Below are 21133 nucleotides of genomic sequence, written 5' to 3'. Positions count from 1 at the left end.
AAGGCATAAGCGCGGCGGCGCGGGGGGCGCACCATGGAAAAGTCCAGAGTACGCCTGCGAATCGGCATCGCGGTGACCTTTCTGATCGTCGTCGTCCCGCTGACGGTGGCGATGGTCGGCTTTCTTTATCGCCAGAACGCGATGCTGGCCCGTCAGATGGCGGTCCAGGCCATGCAATTGGCCGAGCGCGAGGTCAAGATCACCGTCACCGCCCTGTTCGGCAACCTGGCGGCGGCGGTGCAGATGTCGGCGGCGGCCGGCCAGGCGGCCCAGGACGGGCTGCACCGGCCGGAATCCTTGCGGCCGTTGTTCGAACAATTGCAGCGCATCCCCCAGGCCTACAGCCTGTATTACGGCCTGCACGGCGACGGCGCCTTCCACCAGATCGTCCGCTTGAGCCCCGAGATGACCAAGTTCGGCCCGGCCGGGGCCAAGCCGCCGGCCGACGCCAAATGGGTGATGCGGGTCATCGATTCCTCGTCGGGCGAGCGGCGCGACACCTATCTGTACCTCAGCACCTGGGGCAAGGTGATCAAGATCGAGCGCGCCAACGCCACCTATGACCCGCGCGAGCGGCCGTGGTACGTGGCGGCGATGCCCGATGACCAGGTGGTCAGTTCCGGCGCCTATGTCTTCAGCGGCACCGGCCGGCCCGGCCTGACCCTGTCGAAGCGCCTGACCACCGAGGACGGCACCCGCGTCGGCGTGTTCGGCGCCGACCTGTCGATCGATTCGCTGTCGGCCTTCCTGCGCGAACGCAGCGTCGGCCTGGGCGGCACCACCTTCATCCTGGACGAGGATCTGCGGCTGATCGGCTATCCCTATGCCGACCGCATCGCCATGCAGAGAAACGGGCGCCTGACCCTGGTGCACGGTTCCGAGGTCGATGACCCGGTGGTGTCGGCGGCGGTCGAGGCCTATCGCGGCGGCACACAAAACTTCACCGTCCAATCCAAGGAGGACGGCAGCACCTGGCTGGCCAGCTTAAGCCCGTTCCCCGACCAGTTCGGCCGCAAGTGGGTGATCGGCGTGGTCGCCCCCGAAGATGTCTTCGTCGGCCCCTTGCGTCAGGCCAGCATGGCCATCTTAGGGATCGGCACCGCCTTCGTCCTGATCGCCACCACTGCCATCGTGTGGCTGTCGCGCCTGCTGGTCCGGCCGATCCACGCCTTGATCGAGGAAACCGACCGCATCCGCCGGCTGGAACTGGACACGCCGGTCAGCACCCGTTCGCCGATCCTGGAAATCGACGCCCTGGCCAATGCGGTCGACACCATGAAGGCCGGCCTGTCCAGCTTCGGCCGCTATGTGCCCAAGGGGCTGGTCGAAGACATCGTGCGCTCGGGCATCGGCACCACCATCGGCGGCCAACGCCGGCCGTTGACGGTGATGTTCTCGGATCTGCAAGGCTTCACCGCCGCCACCGAATCCATGGACCCGGAAGCGGTGCTGCCGTGGCTGTCGGACTATTTCGACCGGATGTCGACGGCGATCCACGCCAACCGCGGCACCATCGACAAGTATATCGGCGACGCGGTGATGGCGATGTGGAACGCGCCGCTGGACGATCCCGACCATGTGGTCAACGCCTGCCGGGCGATGCTGGCCTGCCGGGATGGCATCCACAAGGATCAGGCGGGTCCGGCCTTGGTCACCCGCATGGGCCTGCATACCGGTATCGCCATGGTCGGCAATGTCGGATCGTCGGACCGCATGCAATACACCGCCCTGGGGGCGATGGTGAACCTGGCGTCGCGCATCGAAAGCCTGAACAAGCAACTGGGCACCGAGTTGCTGGTCACCGACGCGGTGGCGCAGGCGGTGGCGGGCCGCTTCCTGCTGCGCCCGTTCGGGCCGGTGGTGGTGGCCGGGGCCTCGATCCCCATGGCCGTCCACGAACTGGTGGACGAGGCCGGAGCCGACCATCCGCATCTGGCGGCGTGGAACCGGGCCTTCGCCGCTTATGAGTCCCGCGATTGGGCCGCCGCGATCGACGGCTTCGCCGCCTTTACCGAGTCACACCCGGCCGACAAGGCGGGCCATCTGCTGCTGGCCAACGCCCGGCACTTCCAAGCCGAGGGCTGTCCCGCCGACTGGGACGGCGCCCTGCGGTTCACCAGCAAATAGGAGACGTCGATGACATTGGCCCGCGCGCTCCTGTTGATCCTGGCGGCCCTGCTGGCCCGGCCCGACAATGCCGGCGCCGCCGCCGTGCAGATCCTTTTGGGCCATCCGCAGCAGCATCTGCCCAAGTCGGACCCGGTGGCCGCCGCCGCCGACTTCTTCCGTGCCGAGGTCAAGCGCCTGTCGGCCGGACGCATCGCCGTCGAGATCCTGTCCGACGGCCTGGTCGGCGGCAATCGCGACATGACCGGCCTGGTCAACAAGGGAACCCTGCACGCCGCCATGACCACCATCGGCGGCGTTTCCCCCCTGCATCCGCCGATCCAGGTCCTTTACCTGCCGTTTGCCTTCGACACCATCCCCCAGGCCCGGCGGGTGCTGGACGGTTCGTTCGGCCAGGCCTTGGCCGCCGACATGGCCGCCACCACCAAGATGCGCCTGCTGGGTTTCGTCGATCCGGGCGGCTTTCACATCCTGACCAACCTGGATCGCGACATCCGCGTGCCCGACGACATGTGGGGCCTGAACGTCCGCGCCATCCCCGGCTTCAAGCCGCTCGAGGCGATGATCCGCGCCGCCGGCGCGCGGCCGATGCGGGTGTCGTCGCGCGAAGAGATGATCGCCCTGGCCACCGGGGCGGTCGATGGCCAGATGAATCCGGCCATCACCGTCGTTTCACGCAATTTCGACACGGTCCAGGGCTATGCCACCCTGACCAACCATCTGTACGCCCCGCTGGTCTTCCTGTTCCACGGCCCGACGCTCGATGCCCTGGCGCCCGAGGACCAGGCCTTGGTGCGCCAGGCGGCGACGGCCGCCATCGCCCACGGCCGGGCCATCGCCGACCGCCTGGAACGATCCGAGCGCGGCCTGATGGGGTTGCGCAAGCGCATGAATGTGCGCACCCCGACGCCCGAGGAACGCGCCGCGTTCCGCGCCGTCTTCCGCCCGCCGGTGGAAGAGGCGATCCTGGAGGAACTGGGCGACCAGGGCGAGAAATGGGTGGGGATGTTCATCCAGGCCATTCGCAGCGGCCGCTGAGTCCGGGGCGAAGGAAGTAGGCGAGCGATGCGTAAGTATAAGGCCTAAGGTTGCCACCCGAGGCGCTTGGGGTTGCTACCCGACATCCTTCCGAGTGATTGTCGCCTGGCCTTGCCGGCCCTATGATTCATTCAATCGAACTCGTTGCAATATTTGATGATATTGTGACCAAGGAAGGCGCACGTCGAAGGACGGCGAACGGGACCATGGCTCACATCGACAGCGCGAACGCCAGCCTGGCCTTATCGGCGGCAAGAACCATCCGCTACACCTTCTTCACCGCCGGCCAGCCGGACATCGCCATCACGCTTCGTTTCGACGCCAAGACCCACCGCCTGGAACTGCCGCCCGACGCGCCCAAGCCCGAATGGGCCCGGCTGTCGTGCAACAAGTGCCCCAACTGCCCGCTGGCCGCGACCGAGCAATGGTGCCCGGCCGCCCTGGGTCTGGCCACCATCTTGCCGGACTTCGCTGGAAGGGTGTCGCACGAACGCTCGGTGGTCGAGGTCGGCACCGCCAACCGCACGGTGGTCACCAAGACCACCCTGCAACAGGGTCTGGCCTCGCTGATGGGGCTGATCTGCGCCACTTCGGGCTGCCCGCAGACCAAGTTCCTGCGGCCGATGGCCCGCTTCCACCTGCCCTTCGCCGACGAGCAGGAAACCTTGTTCCGCTCCTTCGCCACCTGGCTGCTGGCCGAGCATGTCCGCAACCACATGGCCGGCATCGACGCCAAGGCCTCGCTGGAAGGCCTCAAGCACCGCTACGAGGAGATGAGCGTGGTCAATTCCAGCCTGGCCGAGCGGCTGCGCACGGTCGCCACCCGCGACGCGGTGCTGAACGCGGTCATCATCCTGGACCTGTTCGCCCAGATCGCCCCGGCCAACATCGACGGCGATTTCGAGGACATCCTGACGGCACTAGAGGTCGAGGACTGACCCGGCCATTAACCGATTCTTATCGGCACACCCCGGATAGATAGACAAGAGTAACGCACAATCCGGGGGTCACGGTGGCGTCGGGGCGCGAGAACTTCGAAGTCCAGGTGTTGAAGGAAGGCCGCTGGGTCACCGAGTCGGCTCGGGACAAGGAAGAAGACGCGCGCGCCCTGGCCAAGAAGTTCCTGTCCGACAAGTCCTGCGCCGGGGCGCGGGTCATGCGCAACTGGTTGAACCACGACGGCTCGATGAACGAGACCGTTCTGTTCGAGCAGACCCAGTCGCCCAAGGGTGAATCCGTCGTCCGCATCAACCCCATCGATTCCGCCCCGGCCATCTGCGAACGCCCGCGCGACTATTTCGGCCTGGAAAGCCGGATGGCGATGAACCGCATCTTCCGCACCTATCTGGAACAGGTGTTCCTGACGCCGACGGAATTGCTGCATAACGCCAAGGAACTCGGCCGCATCCGCGAGAAGGACAGCCTGGTGCCGTCGGCGGTCGATCTGGTGGCGACGCTGCAGACCAAGGGTACCGAGATCCCGGCCAAGCAGCGCCGCGACGATATGTTCGCCGCCCTGGACCAGATCTATGCCCAGGCCCGGCGCGCCGACGGACTGAAGCTGCCGCAGATCGGCGAGCGCTTTTCCGACCTGTTCGAGGACCTGGCCGGCAAGGGCGAGGACGGGCCGGAATATCTGGCCATGGTGGTGCTGTCGCGCGACCTGATCGGACGGCGCAACTGGGTGGGCAAGCTGGACCAATTGTGCCGCCTGGCCCTGGGCGAGCCCAACCGTCAGGCCGGCCTGCTGCTCGACACCGTCATCGCCGATGTGTTGGGGGCCAACATCATCCAGGAGATCCTGGGCTGGCAGCCGGCACTGGGCTCGGCCATCGTGGCGATGCTGGACCTGGCCGACGGCAAGTTCGATTGCTCGAAAAGCGAGGCCCAGGACACCACCTTGAAGCTGAACACATTGTTCGGCCAAGGCCGCCTGCCCGGCAGCCGCCACGTCATGATCGAGCGGGCCATGCGCCAGCTCAAATCCTCGAACCCGCTGTCGCGCAACGACCCGGGCAAGGAGATGGAGGAATACCAGAAGGTGCTGGTGCGGCTGTTGTCGCCCGGCGGCCTGCTGGCCGGGGCCGAGGCGGCCGAGGCCCTGACCGTGCGCGGTACCCGCTTCGTCGAGCAAGGCGGCGCCACCGGCCGGCGCGCCGCCATCACCAACACCGTCCACGCGCTTCCCGACAAGGCCACCGGCGTCATGTACCTGGCCGAGCTGAGCAAGACCGGCTTCGCCGACGAGCATCTGGCCGACATCGTCAAGCAGCTGGATCTGGTCTTTTCCGCCCGCGTCATCGGCGAGCTGACCCGGCGGACCAATTCACCCAAGGAACGGCTGCAGACCGCCACCAACGCCTTCAATGCCGCGTTGTCGTCGGCGCTGCCCGACGAGGTCAAGAAGAAGGTTACCGCCCATATCGACGGCGTGCTGGAACGCTTCCTGGTGGACGAGAACGTCATCGAGAAGCTGGACCACCCGACCGACCATATCCGCGACCGCGCCGTGCGCCTGGTCAAATTCGCCGGTGCCGGCGTGCTGCCCGAGGGCAAGGCGCTGGCGCGCGCGCGCGAACGCATCATCAAGCTGTTGCGCATGCCCAATTTCGACGCCCGCTTCGTCGAGGGCATCAATGACCCCGAAAAGCAACAAAAGGCCCTGCGCGACTTCCACCAGCTGCTGGTCAAGGCCGGCTTCGGCTGATCATCCCTTGCAGCCGCGCTTGCGTCCAAGGCCGGCATCGGATACCCCTTACCGTCCCTGATTCTTGGAACCGAGCCGGCGGCGGCATCATGCGTTTGATCAGACATTGCGGCGAACTGACCTCCGACCTGTCCGGGGCGGTGGTGGCGCTTGGCAATTTCGACGGCGTCCATCGCGGTCACCAGGCGGTGATCCTGGCCGCCAAGCGCATCGCCACCGAACTGGGCGCGCCGCATGGGGTGATGACCTTCGAACCGCATCCCCGCGCCTTCTTCAATCCGGCCCAGGCCTCGTTCCGCCTGACGCCGTTTCGCGTCAAGTCCCGCCTGATCGAGGCCTTGGGCATCGACCTGCTGTTCCAGCAGCATTTCGACGCCGACTTCGCCAACCTGTCGGCCCAGGCCTTCATCGACGAGGTGCTGGGCCATTGCCTGAACGTCCGCCATGTGGTGGTCGGCTATGATTACGTGTTCGGCAAGGGCCGCCAGGGCACCGGCGCCCTGCTGCAGAAAATGGCCGACGAAGGCCGCTTCGGCTTCACCTCGGTCCCGCCGGAAGTCGCCCCTTCGGGCGAGACCTATTCCTCGACGGCGGTGCGCACCCATCTGGTCGAGGCCCGCCCCGCCGACGCCGCCCGCCTGCTGGGCCATTATTGGGAAATCGAAGGCCGCGTCGAACATGGCGACGCCCGCGGCCGCACCATCGGCTTTCCCACCGCCAACCTGCACCTGGGCGAATACCAGCCGCCGGCCGCCGGGGTCTATGCGGTCAGGGCCGGCATCGACAAGGGCGCGACCACCCTGTGGCGCGACGGAATCGCCAATTTCGGCCACCGCCCGACCGTCGGTGGCGGGCCGCCGGTGCTGGAAGTCCACCTGTTCGACCATTCCGAGGATCTGTACGGCCGCCATCTGCGGGTCGCCCTGGTCGATTTCATCCGCCCCGAACGCCGCTTCGACGGCCTGGATTCCCTGAAGGCCCAGATCGCCGCCGACGCCCTTCAGGCCCGCGCCATGCTGGCCCTGCGCCATTTCCCCGAAAGCCCCGGCCCGCTGGTGCCGGTGGCCGAACCATAAGCCCCCCGAGCACCGCCATGAGCGTCGATATCAAAGCCACCGTCTTCCTGCCCAAGACCGACTTCCCGATGAAGGCCGGCCTGCCCGAGCTCGAGCCCAAGCTGCTGGCGCGGTGGGAAAAGATCGGCCTGTTCGCGCGTCAGCGCGCCGCCGGCAAGGGCAAGACCAAGTTCACGCTGCATGACGGCCCGCCCTACGCCAACGGCCACCTGCATATCGGCCACGCGCTCAACAAGATCTTGAAGGACGTCATCAACCGCACCCAGTCCATGCTGGGCAAGGATGCCCATTACGTTCCCGGCTGGGACTGCCACGGCCTGCCGATCGAGTGGAAGATCGAGGAAAAGTACCGCGAGGCCGGTCAGGACAAGGATCAGGTGCCGGTGGTGCAGTTCCGCGAGGAATGCCGCCAGTTCGCGCGCCAATGGATCGACATCCAGCGCGAGGAATTCAAGCGTCTGGGCGTGGGCGGCGACTGGAACCATCCCTATACCACCATGACCAACCGGGCCGAAGCGACCATCGCCCGCGAGCTGGGCAAGGTGCTGCTGGACGGGTCCTTGTACAAGGGCGCCAAGCCGGTGATGTGGTCGGTGGTGGAAAAGACCGCCCTGGCCGAGGCCGAGGTCGAGTATCACGACCATACCAGCACCACCATCTGGGTGGGCTTCCCGGTCGAGACCAGCCCCAAGAGCGAACTGGTCGGCGCCAAGGTGGTGATCTGGACCACCACGCCGTGGACCATGCCGGGCAACCGTGCCGTGGCTTACGGCGCCGACATCGATTATGTGCTGGTCACGCCGTCGGGCTTCGCCGCCGATGCCGGCCCGCATGCCTTTGAAGGCGTGCGCATGCTGGTGGCCCAACCGCTGTTGGAACAGGTCCAGAAGGATGCCGGTTTCGCATCCTATGAGGTTCTGGGAACCTATAAGGGCTCTGGCCTGGCCGGCACCATCTGCCGCCATCCGCTTCGCAATCATCCGCAGGCCGCCGGCGGCTATGATTTCGCCGTGCCGCTGCTGGAGGGCGACTTCGTCACCACCGACACCGGCACCGGCTTCGTCCATATCGCGCCCGGCCATGGCGAGGACGACTTCCATCTGGGCCGGGCCAACAATATCGCCGTGCCCGACACCGTGCAGCCCGACGGCACCTATTACCCGTCGGTGGCGATCTTCGCCGGCCAGGCCGTGCTGGCCCAGGGCAAGAACGGCAAGTATTACAGCCCGGTCGCCAAGCCGGTGATCGAGGCGATGAAGGCCTGCGGTGCCCTGCTGGCCCATGGCAAGGTCGAGCATTCCTATCCGCATTCCTGGCGATCCAAGGCGCCCTTGATCTTTCGCACCACGCCGCAATGGTTCGTGTCGATGGAAACCACGTCCTTGCGCGCGAAGGCGCTGGCTGCCATCGACGACACCCGCTTCGTGCCGGCGCAAGGCAGGAACCGCATCGGTTCGATGATCGAAAGCCGGCCCGATTGGTGCCTGTCGCGCCAGCGCGCCTGGGGCGTGCCGATCACCGTCTTCGTCGACAAAAGGACCGGCCAGCCCCTGCGCGACGCCGCCGTGATGGACCGCATCGTCGCCGCCTTCGAGGCCGAGGGATCGGACGCCTGGTACACCTCGAAGCCCGAGCGCTTCCTGGGCGAAGGCCGCGACCCGGCCGATTACGAGCAGGTGTTCGACATCCTGGATGTGTGGTTCGATTCCGGCTGCACCCACGCCTTCGTGCTGGAAGGCGACGAATGGCCGGACCTGGCCTGGCCGGCATCCTTGTACCTGGAAGGCTCGGACCAGCATCGCGGCTGGTTCCATTCCTCGCTGCTGGAAAGCTGCGCCACCCGTGGCCGGGCGCCCTATGACGCGGTGCTGACCCACGGCTTCGTCCTGGACGAGGACGGCCGCAAGATGAGCAAGTCGCTGGGCAACGTCGTCAGCCCGCAGGACGTGGTCGGCACCCAAGGCGCCGACATCCTGCGCCTGTGGGTGGTGGGCTCGGATTATTCCGACGATCTGCGCATCGGCCCGGAAATCCTGAAGACCCAGGTCGATATCTATCGCCGACTCAGGAATACGCTGCGCTATCTGCTGGGCGCGCTCGACGGCTTCAACCCCGCCGAGAAGCTGGCGCCCGACCAGATGCCCGAGCTGGAACGCTGGGTGCTGCACCGCCTGACCGAGTTGGATGCCGGGCTGAAGACCGCCTGCGACGACTTCACCTTCCACGGCTGGTTCACCGAGCTGCACAATTTCTGCGCCGTCGATCTGTCGGCCTTCTATTTCGACATCAGGAAGGACGCACTGTACTGCGACCGGCCCGATTCCCTGCGCCGCCGCGCCGCCCGTACCGTGTTCGATATCGTGCTGGATTCCTTGTGCAAGTGGCTGGCCCCGTTTGCCTGCTTCACCGCCGAGGAAGCCTGGCTGGCCCGCCATCCGTCGGAAGACGGCTCGGTCCATCTGGAAACCTTCCCCGACATCCCGGCCGGCTGGGCCGACCCGGACCTGGCCGCCAAGTGGGACAATATCCGCAGCGTGCGGCGCGTCGTCACCGGCGCCCTGGAAGTGGAACGCGCCGCCAAGCGCATCGGCTCCAGCCTGCAGGCCAATCCGGTCCTCTATGTCGAGGGCGCCCTGGCCGCCGCCATCCAAGGGCAGGACATGGCCGAACTTGCCATCACCTCGGGCATGCTGGTGGTCGAGGGCGAGGCCCCGGCCGAGGCGTTCCGCCTGCCCGACATCGACGGTGTCGGCGTGGTGTCGCGCCCGTCGGAGGGCGACAAATGCCAGCGCTGCTGGAAGGTGCTGCCCGAGGTCGGCCACCAAGCCCACGCCGGAATCTGCGCCCGCTGCGCCGAAGCGGTGGCGGGCTGACGGCCATGTTGCGACGCGGATTGGGCCTGGCGGCCATCATCATCATCCTCGACCAAGTGTCCAAATACTGGATCGTCGAGCGGGTGATGCGGCCCGAGGGGGTGACCGACACCCCCTTCTTCAGCCCGGTCCGGGTCGAAATCCTGCCGATCTTCGATCTGGTGATGGCGTGGAACCGCGGCGTGTCGTTCGGCATCTTCAACAATGGCGGCGACTGGAACTGGCTGGTTCTGTCGGTGCTGTCGGTGGCCATCTCGGCCGGCCTGGCGGTGTGGCTGAAAAGGGCCGAGAACGCGCTGGTCGCCCTGGCGCTGGGCGCCATCATCGGCGGCGCGCTGGGCAATGTCATCGACCGGCTGCGCTGGGGCGCGGTCGCAGACTTCCTGGACGTCCATGTCGCCGGCTATCATTGGCCGGCCTTCAATGTCGCCGATTCGGCCATCAGCATCGGCGCCGTGCTGTTGATATTGGATTCCTTGTTCACACGCCGGAACTCGGATAAGAATTAGGCCATGACGATGCTCGCCCTCTTCCGCCGCCCCCTGCCCGCCCTGCTGACCTGCGGGGTAATGGTCGTTCTGCTGTCCGGCTGCGACAGCGTCAAGCGAAGCATGGGCTTCGAGAAATCGGTCCCCGACGAGTTCCAGGTGGTCGAACGCGCCCCCTTGGCGATGCCGCCCGACTTCGCCCTGCGCCCGCCGTCACCCGGCGCCGCCCGGCCGCAGGAAGGCAACACCCGCGACCAGGCCCGCCAGGCTTTGCTGGGCAACGCCCGTCAGGTCACGCCGGTTTCCACCCAAGGCCGCACCCAGGGCGACGTCGCCCTGCTGAAGAAGGCCGGGGCGGAGAACATCCAGCCCAACATCCGCATGCTGATCAACAAGGAAACCCAGTCGATCGCCGAGGCCGACAAGAGCTTCGCCGACAAGATCGTGTTCTGGCAAAAGCCGGCCGGCCCCGGCTTCGGCGAACAGCTGGACGCCGCCAAGGAAGCCCAGCGCCTGCGCGAGAACCAGGCGCTCGGTCGCTCGACCCTGGAAGGCGATACCCCGCGCATCGGACGGCGCAAGAAGGGCGTCCTGGAAGGCATTTTCGACTGATCCTGACAGCCGCTATGCCTGGCTTGCAGGTCTGACGCCCGGCCCAGGCCGGGGTCGCGCGGTGGTGCCACACCCCCTCCGGATATAAACTACAGGTTATTGTCGATTCCCTTTTCCGATGGAGGGGGGCATGCAGAGCCTGCTATCTCGCGTTTCGCTGAAAGTTCAGATCGGGTTGCTGGTGGTCCTGGCCGGCCTGGTCTTCGCCGGTTCGTCGGCAATCCAGACCGTCAGCCGCCATCAGGTCGAAGCCAGCCTGGAGGCGGCCAGCACCCAACGCCAGGTTCTCGATGAGGTCGATAAGCTGGCGGTCGGATTGCTGGAAGCCCGGCGGCATGAAAAGAATTTCCTGCTTCGCCACGATGCCCAATCGCAACGGGAGCACGCCCAAGCGGTCGCCGCCATGACCGCCGCCCTGGACGGACTGACCTCCCGGTTGCCGGCCGACCAGACCGAGCAGCAGGCCCTGGCGGCCAAGGTGCGCGAAGGCGTCGGCCGCTATGTCGATGGCTTTCGCACGATGGTCGGCCTGCAGATCGCCGCCGGCCTGGACGCCAGCGACGGCCCGGCCGGGGCCAGGATCGACGAGGCGGTTCGCCGACTTGACCAGCCGCGCCTGTCGGTGGCGTTCCTGTCGATGCGCCGGGCCGAAGCCGCCGCCCTGACCAAACCCGGCCCCGAGTCCCGCGCGGCGTGGACCGAGCTGGCCGCCGAATTCCAACGTTTGGCGGACGGAACCGGCTTGCGCGGCCAGCTTGACGCCTATCGCGCCGCGGTCACCACCGCCCTCGACCAGGCCCAGGCCGCCCGCGCCGCCGAGAAGGTGATGATCCAGGCCCACCGGGAAATCCTGGAGCCGGCCTTGAACGCGCTGTCCGCCAAGGCCCACGCCGACATGGAACAGTCGCAGGCCCTGGCCGACCGGATCGGTCGCCAGGCCCGCTCCACCGGCTTGGCCATCGAGCTTGGCGGCATCGCGGTCATCGTCATTGTCGGCTGGCTGCTGGCCCATTCGATCTATCGACCGGTGAAGGATATCACCGGGGTCATGCTGCAGTTGGCCGACGGTCAGACCGGCATCGCCATTCCCGCCCAGAACCGCCACGACGAGGTCGGCGACATGGCGCGCTCGGTCGAGATCTTCCGCACCGCCATGGCCGAGGCCGAACATCTGCGCCTTGAGCAAGAGGAGGAACGGCGCCGGGCTGCCCGCGACCGTGCGGCGGCGATCCTGTCGATGGCCGACGATTTCGAGGCGTCGGTCAAGACCAAGGTGGCGGCGGTGGATCATGCGACCTTGGGCATTCGCGGCACCGCCCAGACCATGGCCGACCGGTCGCAGCGATCGGGCAGCCGCTCGCTTGATGTCGGAGAATCCGCCCGCATCTCCAACGAACGCGCCAACAGCGTCGCCGACGCCACGCGGCAACTGGCCCTGGCCATCAACGAGATCGCCCAGCAGGTGGCCCACTCCACCGCGATCGCCCGCAAGACCGTCGAGGACGTCGATGCCACCGCCAACCAGATGGAGCAATTGGCGGGCTCGGTCCAGGCCATCGGCGATGTGGTGTCGATGATCAACGCCATCGCCTCGCAGACCCGCATGCTGGCCCTGAACGCCACCAAGTTTCGTTCTATTAAACAAGTACAATCTTCGCCGTGTAGGACACCGCTTTCCCTCGCAGCCTGATGATACTGTGCCGCTGAACGCACCCGCTCGGTCGTTCACCGCAGGGAGACCACCCGAGCGGCAACGCGCTCAATGGAGTGCTCCGTGCCGAACCGGTCATACGCCCCCCTGCTACGGGCCTGGATGGGGATGGGCGGCATCTTCCAGACGGTTGCCATCCCGAATCACCGGCGCCGTCATTGCCGGTCGCGCCATTCATCAATGGCGGGACCGAAATAGACAATCTCGATATTGGACGGCTCATCCGTGATCGCCTCGCGCCATACCTGGACCCAGAGAGGGTGTCCTGCGTCCATCAGGGGGGCCAGGTCACAGGCCACGTTCGCCGGAACATGGCCGACCTGGGCGTCAAAGGTCCACAAGGCGATGGCGTGGCGGTCGTAGGGATTGTCGGGCTCTCTGATCGCGGCCAGCACATCGCCCTGTCTTGCGCCCTGGCGGGCGGTCTGCTGCGACCAGTCAAATGCTCCATCATAGAAGTAGGCTCCTGCAACTCGGCCGCGGTAGGTCAGGGGCGGCCTGTTCGCCGCCCGCCAATCCTTGCCGTCAACGATGGCGCTGATCCGCGCCAGCTTGTCATGGCCGCTCATGCGGCGACCTTGTCATCGGTCGGGCCGGTGTTGTCATTGGCCCCCGGCAGCGGTGACATCAACTCCAGCACGAACTCCGCCATGGCATTGTTGCGAATTCCCCGCACCCTGGAAATCAGCTCCCGCTTGCTCGGCCGCCGGCCGATCTTCGCCTGGTAGGCTTCGGCCTTGACCACGATGTCCTCCAACTCGGTGAGGTGATACCCGTCCAGTAGTCGGCGAGCATCGGTCAGGTGCAGCAGCGCCACTCGCATGGCCCAGCCCATGTCCTCGGCGTCGATGTCGGCGTCAGCCTTGCCCAGCATGACGTGGTAGACCACCGCAAGCTTGAACCCCCGCCAAAGGACGCGCCTAAAGAACGATGGGGGGATGGAATTGTGCTGCTGGAAATGATTGCGGAAACCGGCCTCGAATTCCGCTTCGGCCTCCGGCGTCACCGTATAGGTCCGGTGCAGCGGCACGGCGGCGATCGCCTCCCAGGCGGTATGCAGCGGGGCGAGGTTGCCCGGCTCCTCCACCCGGTAGATGGGGAACATGTCGGGCGTGCGCTTCGGATCGGCATCACCGATAATGATGCCGAATCGCTGCATGAAGCCATCCAGCATGGACTCGACCGAGACGTTCTGGTTGAAGGTCTCCAGAACCGTCGTGCCGAAGATGACCAAGGCCGGATCCTCGATGACCAGCGACCCTGTCTTTGTCCGTCGCGACATCTCCTGATTGTCGTGAAGGGTGAGAAGGTAGCCCCGCATCTCCTCCGCCCAGGTCTGGCTTTCTATGCGCTTGAGGAGCTGCGCCCATTCGTCCTGAAGCCACAGGCACTTGTTATGGGTCTCCATCTCCTCGATCCAGCGTGCCGCCGAGGTGGTTTCGGGAAACAGCCGCATGGGCATCACCCGCTTCAGCACCGAAGCGGTCTTGGTCTTGCCCGCCCCGCTGGACGCGAGCAGGGTGGACCACAGATCCGGCTTCAGCCTGGTTCCCGCCACCTCGATCTCAACCTCGCGCTCCAGCAGATAGGCCGCCAACGCGTGGAGCACAAGGAAGGCCGGCAGCTCCAGCGGGAAGTCCGTGGTCCGCTGGAACAGGGCCACCACCCGGTCCAACAGGGTGCCGGGCGGAACCATGGTCGTGCCGCGCCAACTGCGCGGATCAGGCTTGGCGGCCATCAGGCCGCGCAGGGTCTCACCCCGCTCGCCGTTCAGCTTGCCAGCGGCGATGAAGTCGAGCAGATCCATCTGTCGCGGATCGATGGGCGGTGTCTTGGGGCGTTTAGGGCGGGTGGGCTTGGGCATGGCGGGTCTCCTGATGGGGCGGACACCGTCGTCCGCTTTCGTTGACCTAGGCCCCCGTCGGCGGCCATCAAGTGGATTTGGCAATTTGTTTTCGGCTCCGTGGCGACCCCGGCGTCAGCGTCGGCACAATGCCCGCGACCCCCAGGAAATCCGCGCCTCTCGGGCCGATTTGGCGGCGTCAGCAGGGCGTCGGCACCCCGTCGGCACTGGCTGGGCATTACGGCTTTGGCCGGCGATGCCGCTTCGTCATCGCCTTCGCGCCGACGAATCGGATGTTTCGGTCAGCACGATTTTACACTTCGGGTTAAGGGCAGCGCCCTTGCCTACAGGTCGGCTTTCCGAACGGGAAACCCGACGGCGTAGGTGCCGCCTTTTAGGCGAGCTGCATTTTTCCCCTTGCCGGTTTCAAATTTCGCCCGATGTCGACGGCGGGGGAGATTTTGCGGGGGGATGTCATGGTAATCGCGACGAACGACAACATCGGCGGCAGCGGCAGGGGGCCTCTCTGCGTTTTCAGACATGGTCGGAAGAGCCACACATGGGGGACGCTGCGACAGGCCGCCCAGCACACCATGCGCGATCCGTCGGTTTCGTGGTTGGGCGAGAACATCGATCCGGCCCGAACCGCCCTCAATGAGACGCTGGTGGGCACCGGCTATGTCGTCGAGGATGTGCGGGTGCGCCTGGCCGCCGTCGGCCTGGAGCCGAAGGTCGGCCAGGTGGTGGCACGCGAGCTGCTGGTCAGTGCCTCTCACACTTACTTCGCCGGCCCCGGCCAGACCGGGCGGGACGGTGACTGGGATCAGGATCGGCTCACGGCCTGGAAGGTGGCGACCGTGGCCTTTCTCAAAGAGGAGTTCGGTGCCAATTTGGTCACCCTCACCGCCCATTTCGATGAATCTGTGCCTCATGCCCATGTTTGGGTGACAACGGCGGTCAAGGTGGAGAAAAAGGGCCGGGGCCGTCCCCGCAAGGACGGCACCAAATCTGCGCCGGTGATGGGCTGGACCCTGAACCATGATCTGGTCTTCGGCTCCGGCAAGGACGCCTTCTCCGAACGACAGGACCGCTATGCCAATGCCATGGCGCCGCTCGGCCTCCAGCGGGGCCAGCGTCACAGCAAGGCCCATCACCAGCCCATCCGGGAATACTACGCCCGCATCAAGCAACACGAGGATGCCGCCATCGACAAGCGGGTCGAGGCGCATCATGCCCGCAATCTGGCATTGATGGAGGAGGGCAAGATGACGGCGCTTCGCCAAGCGGCGGAATTGTCAGCCGCCGCTGCCAAGTTTGTCAAAGACGAGGCCGATTTGTCACTGCGCAAGGCGCAGGCCGCCGAGACTGCCGCCCAGGAAGCACAGCGCCGCGCCGAGGCCGCTGAGCAGGAGCGCATCGTTGTCCTCGCCGAGGTGCGGGCCGAACATGACATTGTCACGGCGCAAAAGAAGGATCTTGGGACATTCCTTGAGCGCCGCGGTCTCCGCCAGGAATTTGAGTCATGGCAGTGTGACACGCGGGCCGTGGAAGCCTTGCGCAATGGCAAGGGCGACGAAGAATGGGCCAAGTACGAACGTCAGCTTGCCGAATATGCCGACGAGTTGAAGGAGTTTGGGGGCTGGCAGGCAGCAATGGTGACGCGGGCGCGAAAGCGCATGCTGTATCTCATGGAGGTTGGCGCAAAGCTGCTGGGGCATGTTTCCATCCTGGTCAATCCCTCCCGGATTGTGTCCGAGGGGATTGGGGCTTGGATCCGCCTCCATGGTGGCGGATCCCTCCATCAGCGTCACCGGCAGGCAGTTCGTTGGCTCCGTGACACACTGCTAACCATCCAGGACGTCGCCATGACGGAGCCGGAAAGGGAGCGGGGGAGGGAAAGATAGCGGCAGATGGCCGCTTTCATAAAATCCGGCCATCCAACGGGTTTCGGTCCATCGGCACTTCGTGACCCACAGGAGCCATCCGACAAGCCGATCACTATATGTTTGCCGCGTGTACCAATAAACTCTTTGGAGGCCCCATGAGACAGAGGCTAATCACTAAATTCTGAATCAATCTCAGGTAAGAAAGGCTTGTCCACCATCAATCGCTCTACCCGTCTGCCACAGACGATATGAGTTTCCAAGATCTCGTCGATATCGGCAGTACTGCGGAAGCTATACCAAATCCCCTCAGGATAGATCACCAACACCGGGCCGTGGCCGCAGCGATCCAAGCATCCGGCTGAATTGACCCGCACATCCTTGAGACCCAGCCGCTTCTGGGCATCCTTAAGATGCTCGCGCAGGGTTTCAGAGCCGTGGGCTGCGCATGATCCCTTCGGATTGTCGTCGGGGCGGCGGTTTGTGCAGACAAAAATGTGCATGCGGAAGTAGAGAGATTGGATCTGGTCGCTCACGCCGTACCTCCTGCGATCATACCATTTCATGTGTAGTAGTTGCGGCCCGCCGCTATCTGGCGAAATTGCCAAATATGAAGGGACCATGATGCCCTGCCAGATAGAAGGCTCTCAATGAAGAACCTTCAGTCTGGATCTGGGCTTGTCATGCGTTTCGTCGGAAGATTATCTCCAGCCAACCCGATCGAAGATACGAATAGATTGGACGTTGTTCTCTCCCAACATGGCGACGTTGATCGTCTCCTCCTTGAAATCTCCCCAGGACGATACGAGCTGCGAGCGCTTGGCCCCAGGAAGAACGGGGAACTCGTTATTGGCCTCGGCGTAAAACTGCTGCGCTTCTACTCCTGAGAGGAACTCCATCAGCTTGATTGCCTCTGCCTTGTTCTTGGCGGACTTGGTGACACCCGCTCCCGAGATATTCATATGCGTGCCACGCCCCTGCTGCCCTGGCCAGAACAGCGCGACCTTGTTCGCTGCGTCGCGCTCCTCGGCCTTGTCGGATTTCAGCATTCCCGCGAAGTAATAGGTATTGGCAATGGCGATGTCGCATTGTCCCGATGCGACGGCGGCAATCTGATCGCGGTCGCCGCCTTGCGGCTTCCTGGCCATGTTGTCGACTACACCCTTGGCCCACTTTTCTGAAGCTTCTAACCCATCGACCGCAATCATTCCCGCCAGCAGGGATTGGTTATAGGCAGAAGCCGAACTGCGCACGCAAACGCGCCCCTTCCATTTCGGGGAGGCCAAGTCATCGAAGGTGGAAAGATCGGAGGGCTTGACGCGGTCCTTACTGAAAAAGATCACTCGCGCACGAGCCGACTGGCCGAACCAATAGCCCTGGGGGTCTCGGTACTTTGTGGGGACGTTCTTCTCAAGAACCGGCGACGATATTGGCTGCAGCAGCCCCTCGACCCGTGCACGGTTGAGACGAGCTACGTCGGTAGTCTGGAAGATATCGGCGGAGCTATTGTTGCCCTCGCTTTTCAGTCTTTCGATCAACTGATCTTCACCTGCTGATAGCAGATTAACCTTGATGCCCGTCTGCTGCGTGAATTTATCGAGGATCGGCTTGATTAGATGATCCTTGCGCGCAGTATAGACATTGACCTCGGCCGCAGAAACGGTGCAAGCAGAGATGCTGAACAGCGCGGCGGCGCTGATCCGGATGAGAGACAAGATGTGTTTGCTAGTGGGTGTCACTGTACAAGTCCTCACTCGTTTGTTGGGATGAAGCAAGAAAACGGGTCAGCAGAAGTTTCCCACATTTGATGGTGGTGCGGGAACGTCCTCTGGTACGGGGTCGGGGTCTACCTGATCCTCCCGCGCATAAACATGGACCTGTGATCGATCAATGGTGACCGAGATGCGGGCTCCCTCGATGTGTGGAAGGCTCCCTGTCGTTCGCGCGTGAAGATGGAGGGGGGGGGCGTGATCGGAGTCGATGCGCATATGGATGAGATTGGATCTCCCCAGCATGTGCGACACCAGAACGGTCGCAATGCCGTCGTCGTCAACTTCAAGTGACACCGCCTCGGGACGGATCACCAGATCGACCACCTCGTCATCCTTGAAGTCTGGGGCGGGAAACGAACCGAACGGTGACAGCGCTTCCCCGTCCATAACTCTCACGGAGAGGCGGTTCACCTCGCCAAAGAACGATGCGACGAAGGAGGATGCCGGACGTCTGTACAACTCCTCGGGTTCGCCGATCTGAATGATGCGGCCTCCCCGCATTATCGCTATGCGATCGGCCATGAACATTGCCTCCTCGGGATCGTGCGTGACCATCAGCACGCAAACGCCAGAGGATTTCAGCACATGCAGTGTCTCGTCTCGAATCTGATCCCGCAAGCGCTTGTCCAGCCCAGAGAATGGCTCATCGAGCAGCATCAACATGGGCTTTGGCGCCAAAGCCCGCGCCAAAGCTACGCGCTGCATTTGACCGCCAGATAACTGATGTGGCCAGCCATCGGCGAACTTATCCATGCCGACCTGTCTCAGCATCTCAATGGCGCGGTCACGACGCTCGGCCTTGGGCTTGTTGAGAATGCCGAAGGCGACATTGTCCAGGATGTTGAGATGAGGAAACAGGGCGTAGTCTTGGAAGAGGAACCCAACATTTCGATTTTCAGGCGGCACATGGACCCCTTGGCCACCTACCAACTGGCCATTGAGCAGAATCCGCCCTTCTACCGGCTTCTCCAGGCCTGCTGCCATGCGTAACGTTGAGGTCTTGCCGCATCCGGACGGCCCTAGCAGGCACAACAACTCGCCCGGCCGTACAGCGAAGAAAACGTCGTCGACCACGCGGTTCTCGCCATATGCGCATGAAACACGATCCATAATCAGGCACGCTGACCCCGGAGGGCATGGCGACGTGCGAACAGGGTCGGCTGCGCAGCCGCCATGGGGATTGAATGAGCAATGTGGACCAGGGCCACACAGGGCGGGGACTGGTTTGGTGGATATTTTGTTCATGACTTTCCTCCCGGGCGGGACTTGGCAACCGCATAGCTGAGCATGATTACGGGCAATAGTCCCACCAGTACGATCACCAATGCCGGCGCGGCGGCCTCCATCAGACGCTCATCTGAAGCAAGAGAGAATGTGCGAACTGCAAGCGTATCGAAATTGAACGGCCTCATGATGAGCGTTGCAGGAAGTTCCTTCATAACATCGACAAAAACGAGAAGGCCCGCCGTCAGAAGCGATCCCCTGATCAGCGGAATGTGAACGCGACGCAACGTCCCGAAGGCTCCCTGTCCTAAGGTCCTGGAGGCTGCCTCCATGGAGTGGGTGACCTTGGCCAAACTCGCCTCGATGCCATTGAATGACACAGCCAGGAAACGCACAAGATATGCGTAAACCAGTGCGGCAATGCTGCCTGTCAGCAACATCCCAACATTGACGCCGAAGTGCTCGGACACGAAAGTCGCGACTATGTTGTCGATCATTGCCAGGGGAGCCATCGTGCCGACGGCAATGACTGAACCGGGGATCGCATAGCCAAGGCTGGCGAGGCGAACTGCCGAGCGGGTTGTCGGTGAAGGGCTCAGCCTCTGCGCATAAGCCATGACGACCCCGACTGATACAGCCGCAAGAGCAGCAACCAGCGCCAAGAGGAAGCTGTTGCGCACAATGGGGAGAAAATCGAAGTTGAGGACGCTATAGCGAAGCGACCACCAAGCTAGGATCGTCGCAGGCAGCACAAAGCCGAAGAACAACCCGCTGAAGCTGAACAACTGGGCGGTTAGGCAGCGCCATCCGCTCAGCTGGTAGCCGGGCAGGCGTCTATAACGGGACGTCGTATGATGAAACCTCGCAACACCACGCGAAATACGTTCGATGATCACCAGTGCTAGGACAAAAAGAAGCAGGACAGCCCCCAGTTGGGATGCAACTGTCGGCTCTCCCAGGCCAAGCCACGTTCGGTAGATCCCTGTTGTAAAGGTATCGACGGCGAAATAGTGGACCGTTCCGAAATCGTTCAATGTTTCCATAAGTGCCAGCGCCGTTCCGGCGGCGATGGATGGCCGCGCTAAGGGAAGCGCCACCTTGAAGAATCCGCTCCAGGGGCCTCGGCCCAGCGTCCTACTGGCTTCAAGCACGCAGACCGATTGTTCCATAAAGGCCGAACGCGCCAGAAGATAAACATAGGGATAGAGGACGAGGGACATGACAGCAATGGCGCCGCCCAGCGAACGGATCTCCGGGAACCAATAGTCGCGTGATGAACTCCAGCCGAAAACATCCCGAAGAAGCGTCTGAACGGGACCTGAAAAATCGAGAAGGCCGGTATAGGTGTAGGCCACGACATAGGCCGGCATGGCCATGGGCAATAATAGCGCCCATTCGAGGGTGTTCCGTCCCGGAAATCGGCACATGGTGACAAGCCATGCCGTGCCGACGCCACCGACCATCACGCAAGCGCCAACTCCGATCATGAGGAGTATGGAGTTGACGATATACAACGGCAGTACCGTTTGGGCGAGATGCCCCCATATATCACCCGACGACACGAAAACATGGCCGAGTATAAATGCCACCGGAGCACCAACCAGAACCGCGATTAAAAGCGTCGATATGACCCACCCGGAACCGAATCCAAATTTCCGCTCCATCTTGAAAAAAGGCGGATTCCGAGGACCCACAGCGGTATCAAGGGGGGCCGTTCCGTTCATGCCAAGCACCTGCTCAGGGGGTTGTTCCCTGCCGAACAATATTGAGAATGCCAAG

The 21133-nt window shown here is 63.9% G+C and carries 16 protein-coding genes; 10 read left to right on the top strand and 6 right to left on the bottom strand.

The features are described 5' to 3' along the window. Positions 1-33 precede the first annotated feature (33 nt). The 9 genes from MTBLM5_RS10090 to MTBLM5_RS10050 all read left to right on the top strand — a co-directional run bounded on the left by MTBLM5_RS10090 (position 34) and on the right by MTBLM5_RS10050 (position 12611). Positions 34-2127, top strand: a complete 2094-nt coding sequence (locus MTBLM5_RS10090; RefSeq protein ID WP_173975996.1) for an adenylate/guanylate cyclase domain-containing protein — start codon at positions 34-36, stop codon at positions 2125-2127. Between the two features lie 9 nt (positions 2128-2136). Beyond that, positions 2137-3165, top strand: coding sequence for a TRAP transporter substrate-binding protein DctP (gene dctP / locus MTBLM5_RS10085; protein ID WP_173975995.1), 1029 nt, complete (start codon positions 2137-2139; stop codon positions 3163-3165). Between the two features lie 206 nt (positions 3166-3371). After that, entirely contained in the window at positions 3372-4103 is a 732-nt protein-coding gene (locus MTBLM5_RS10080; RefSeq protein WP_173975994.1) for a hypothetical protein, read from the top strand. A 74-nt stretch (positions 4104-4177) separates the two neighbouring features. Continuing rightward, positions 4178-5872, top strand: coding sequence for a hypothetical protein (locus tag MTBLM5_RS10075; protein WP_173975993.1), 1695 nt, complete (start codon positions 4178-4180; stop codon positions 5870-5872). 89 nt (positions 5873-5961) lie between these two features. Further along, positions 5962-6948, top strand: coding sequence for a bifunctional riboflavin kinase/FAD synthetase (locus MTBLM5_RS10070; RefSeq protein ID WP_173975992.1), 987 nt, complete (start codon positions 5962-5964; stop codon positions 6946-6948). 17 nt (positions 6949-6965) lie between these two features. Further along, positions 6966-9821 (top strand): isoleucine--tRNA ligase, encoded by a 2856-nt coding sequence (ileS, locus tag MTBLM5_RS10065; protein WP_173975991.1) that lies wholly within the window; start codon positions 6966-6968, stop codon positions 9819-9821. Positions 9822-9826: 5 nt separating this feature from the next. Beyond that, positions 9827-10330, top strand: a complete 504-nt coding sequence (gene lspA, locus MTBLM5_RS10060; RefSeq protein ID WP_173975990.1) for a signal peptidase II — start codon at positions 9827-9829, stop codon at positions 10328-10330. Between the two features lie 3 nt (positions 10331-10333). Beyond that, a complete protein-coding gene (locus tag MTBLM5_RS10055; protein ID WP_173975989.1) occupies positions 10334-10921 on the top strand; it encodes a DUF3035 domain-containing protein in 588 nt (195 codons plus the stop codon). A 130-nt stretch (positions 10922-11051) separates the two neighbouring features. After that, positions 11052-12611, top strand: a complete 1560-nt coding sequence (locus MTBLM5_RS10050; RefSeq protein WP_173975988.1) for a methyl-accepting chemotaxis protein — start codon at positions 11052-11054, stop codon at positions 12609-12611. 176 nt (positions 12612-12787) lie between these two features. Here the strand turns inward: MTBLM5_RS10050 and MTBLM5_RS10045 are convergent, their stop codons facing one another. Together MTBLM5_RS10045 and MTBLM5_RS10040 are read right to left on the bottom strand one after the other, a co-directional pair. Further along, positions 12788-13201, bottom strand: coding sequence for an HIRAN domain-containing protein (locus tag MTBLM5_RS10045; RefSeq protein ID WP_173975987.1), 414 nt, complete (start codon positions 13199-13201; stop codon positions 12788-12790). Continuing rightward, complete coding sequence (locus MTBLM5_RS10040) at positions 13198-14496, bottom strand: DUF3987 domain-containing protein (RefSeq protein ID WP_173975986.1); 1299 nt, start codon at positions 14494-14496, stop codon at positions 13198-13200. Before MTBLM5_RS10040 ends, MTBLM5_RS10045 begins: the two co-directional genes overlap by 4 nt. Before the next feature lie 455 nt (positions 14497-14951). Here MTBLM5_RS10040 and MTBLM5_RS10035 point away from each other — a divergent pair, with 455 nt between their 5' ends. Next, positions 14952-16379, top strand: a complete 1428-nt coding sequence (locus MTBLM5_RS10035; RefSeq protein ID WP_173975985.1) for a plasmid recombination protein — start codon at positions 14952-14954, stop codon at positions 16377-16379. Positions 16380-16528: 149 nt separating this feature from the next. On the opposite strand, the gene MTBLM5_RS10030 is transcribed toward MTBLM5_RS10035, so the two are convergent. From MTBLM5_RS10030 to MTBLM5_RS10015, 4 genes are all read right to left on the bottom strand, one after another. Next, positions 16529-16924 (bottom strand): (2Fe-2S) ferredoxin domain-containing protein, encoded by a 396-nt coding sequence (locus MTBLM5_RS10030; RefSeq protein ID WP_173975984.1) that lies wholly within the window; start codon positions 16922-16924, stop codon positions 16529-16531. Between the two features lie 135 nt (positions 16925-17059). Continuing rightward, positions 17060-18073 (bottom strand): Fe(3+) ABC transporter substrate-binding protein, encoded by a 1014-nt coding sequence (locus MTBLM5_RS10025; protein ID WP_254430981.1) that lies wholly within the window; start codon positions 18071-18073, stop codon positions 17060-17062. 69 nt (positions 18074-18142) lie between these two features. After that, on the bottom strand, positions 18143-19204 hold the full coding sequence (locus MTBLM5_RS10020; protein ID WP_254430980.1) for an ABC transporter ATP-binding protein: 1062 nt from the start codon (positions 19202-19204) through the stop codon (positions 18143-18145). Between the two features lie 167 nt (positions 19205-19371). After that, positions 19372-21078 (bottom strand): iron ABC transporter permease, encoded by a 1707-nt coding sequence (locus MTBLM5_RS10015; RefSeq protein ID WP_173975981.1) that lies wholly within the window; start codon positions 21076-21078, stop codon positions 19372-19374. Positions 21079-21133 lie beyond the last annotated feature (55 nt).

Source organism: Magnetospirillum sp. LM-5, from assembly GCF_902729445.1.
Taxonomy (GTDB): Bacteria; Pseudomonadota; Alphaproteobacteria; order Rhodospirillales; family Magnetospirillaceae; genus Magnetospirillum.
The sequence above is the reverse complement of the archived record's forward strand: the minus strand, read 5'-3'. Positions and strand labels throughout refer to the sequence as shown.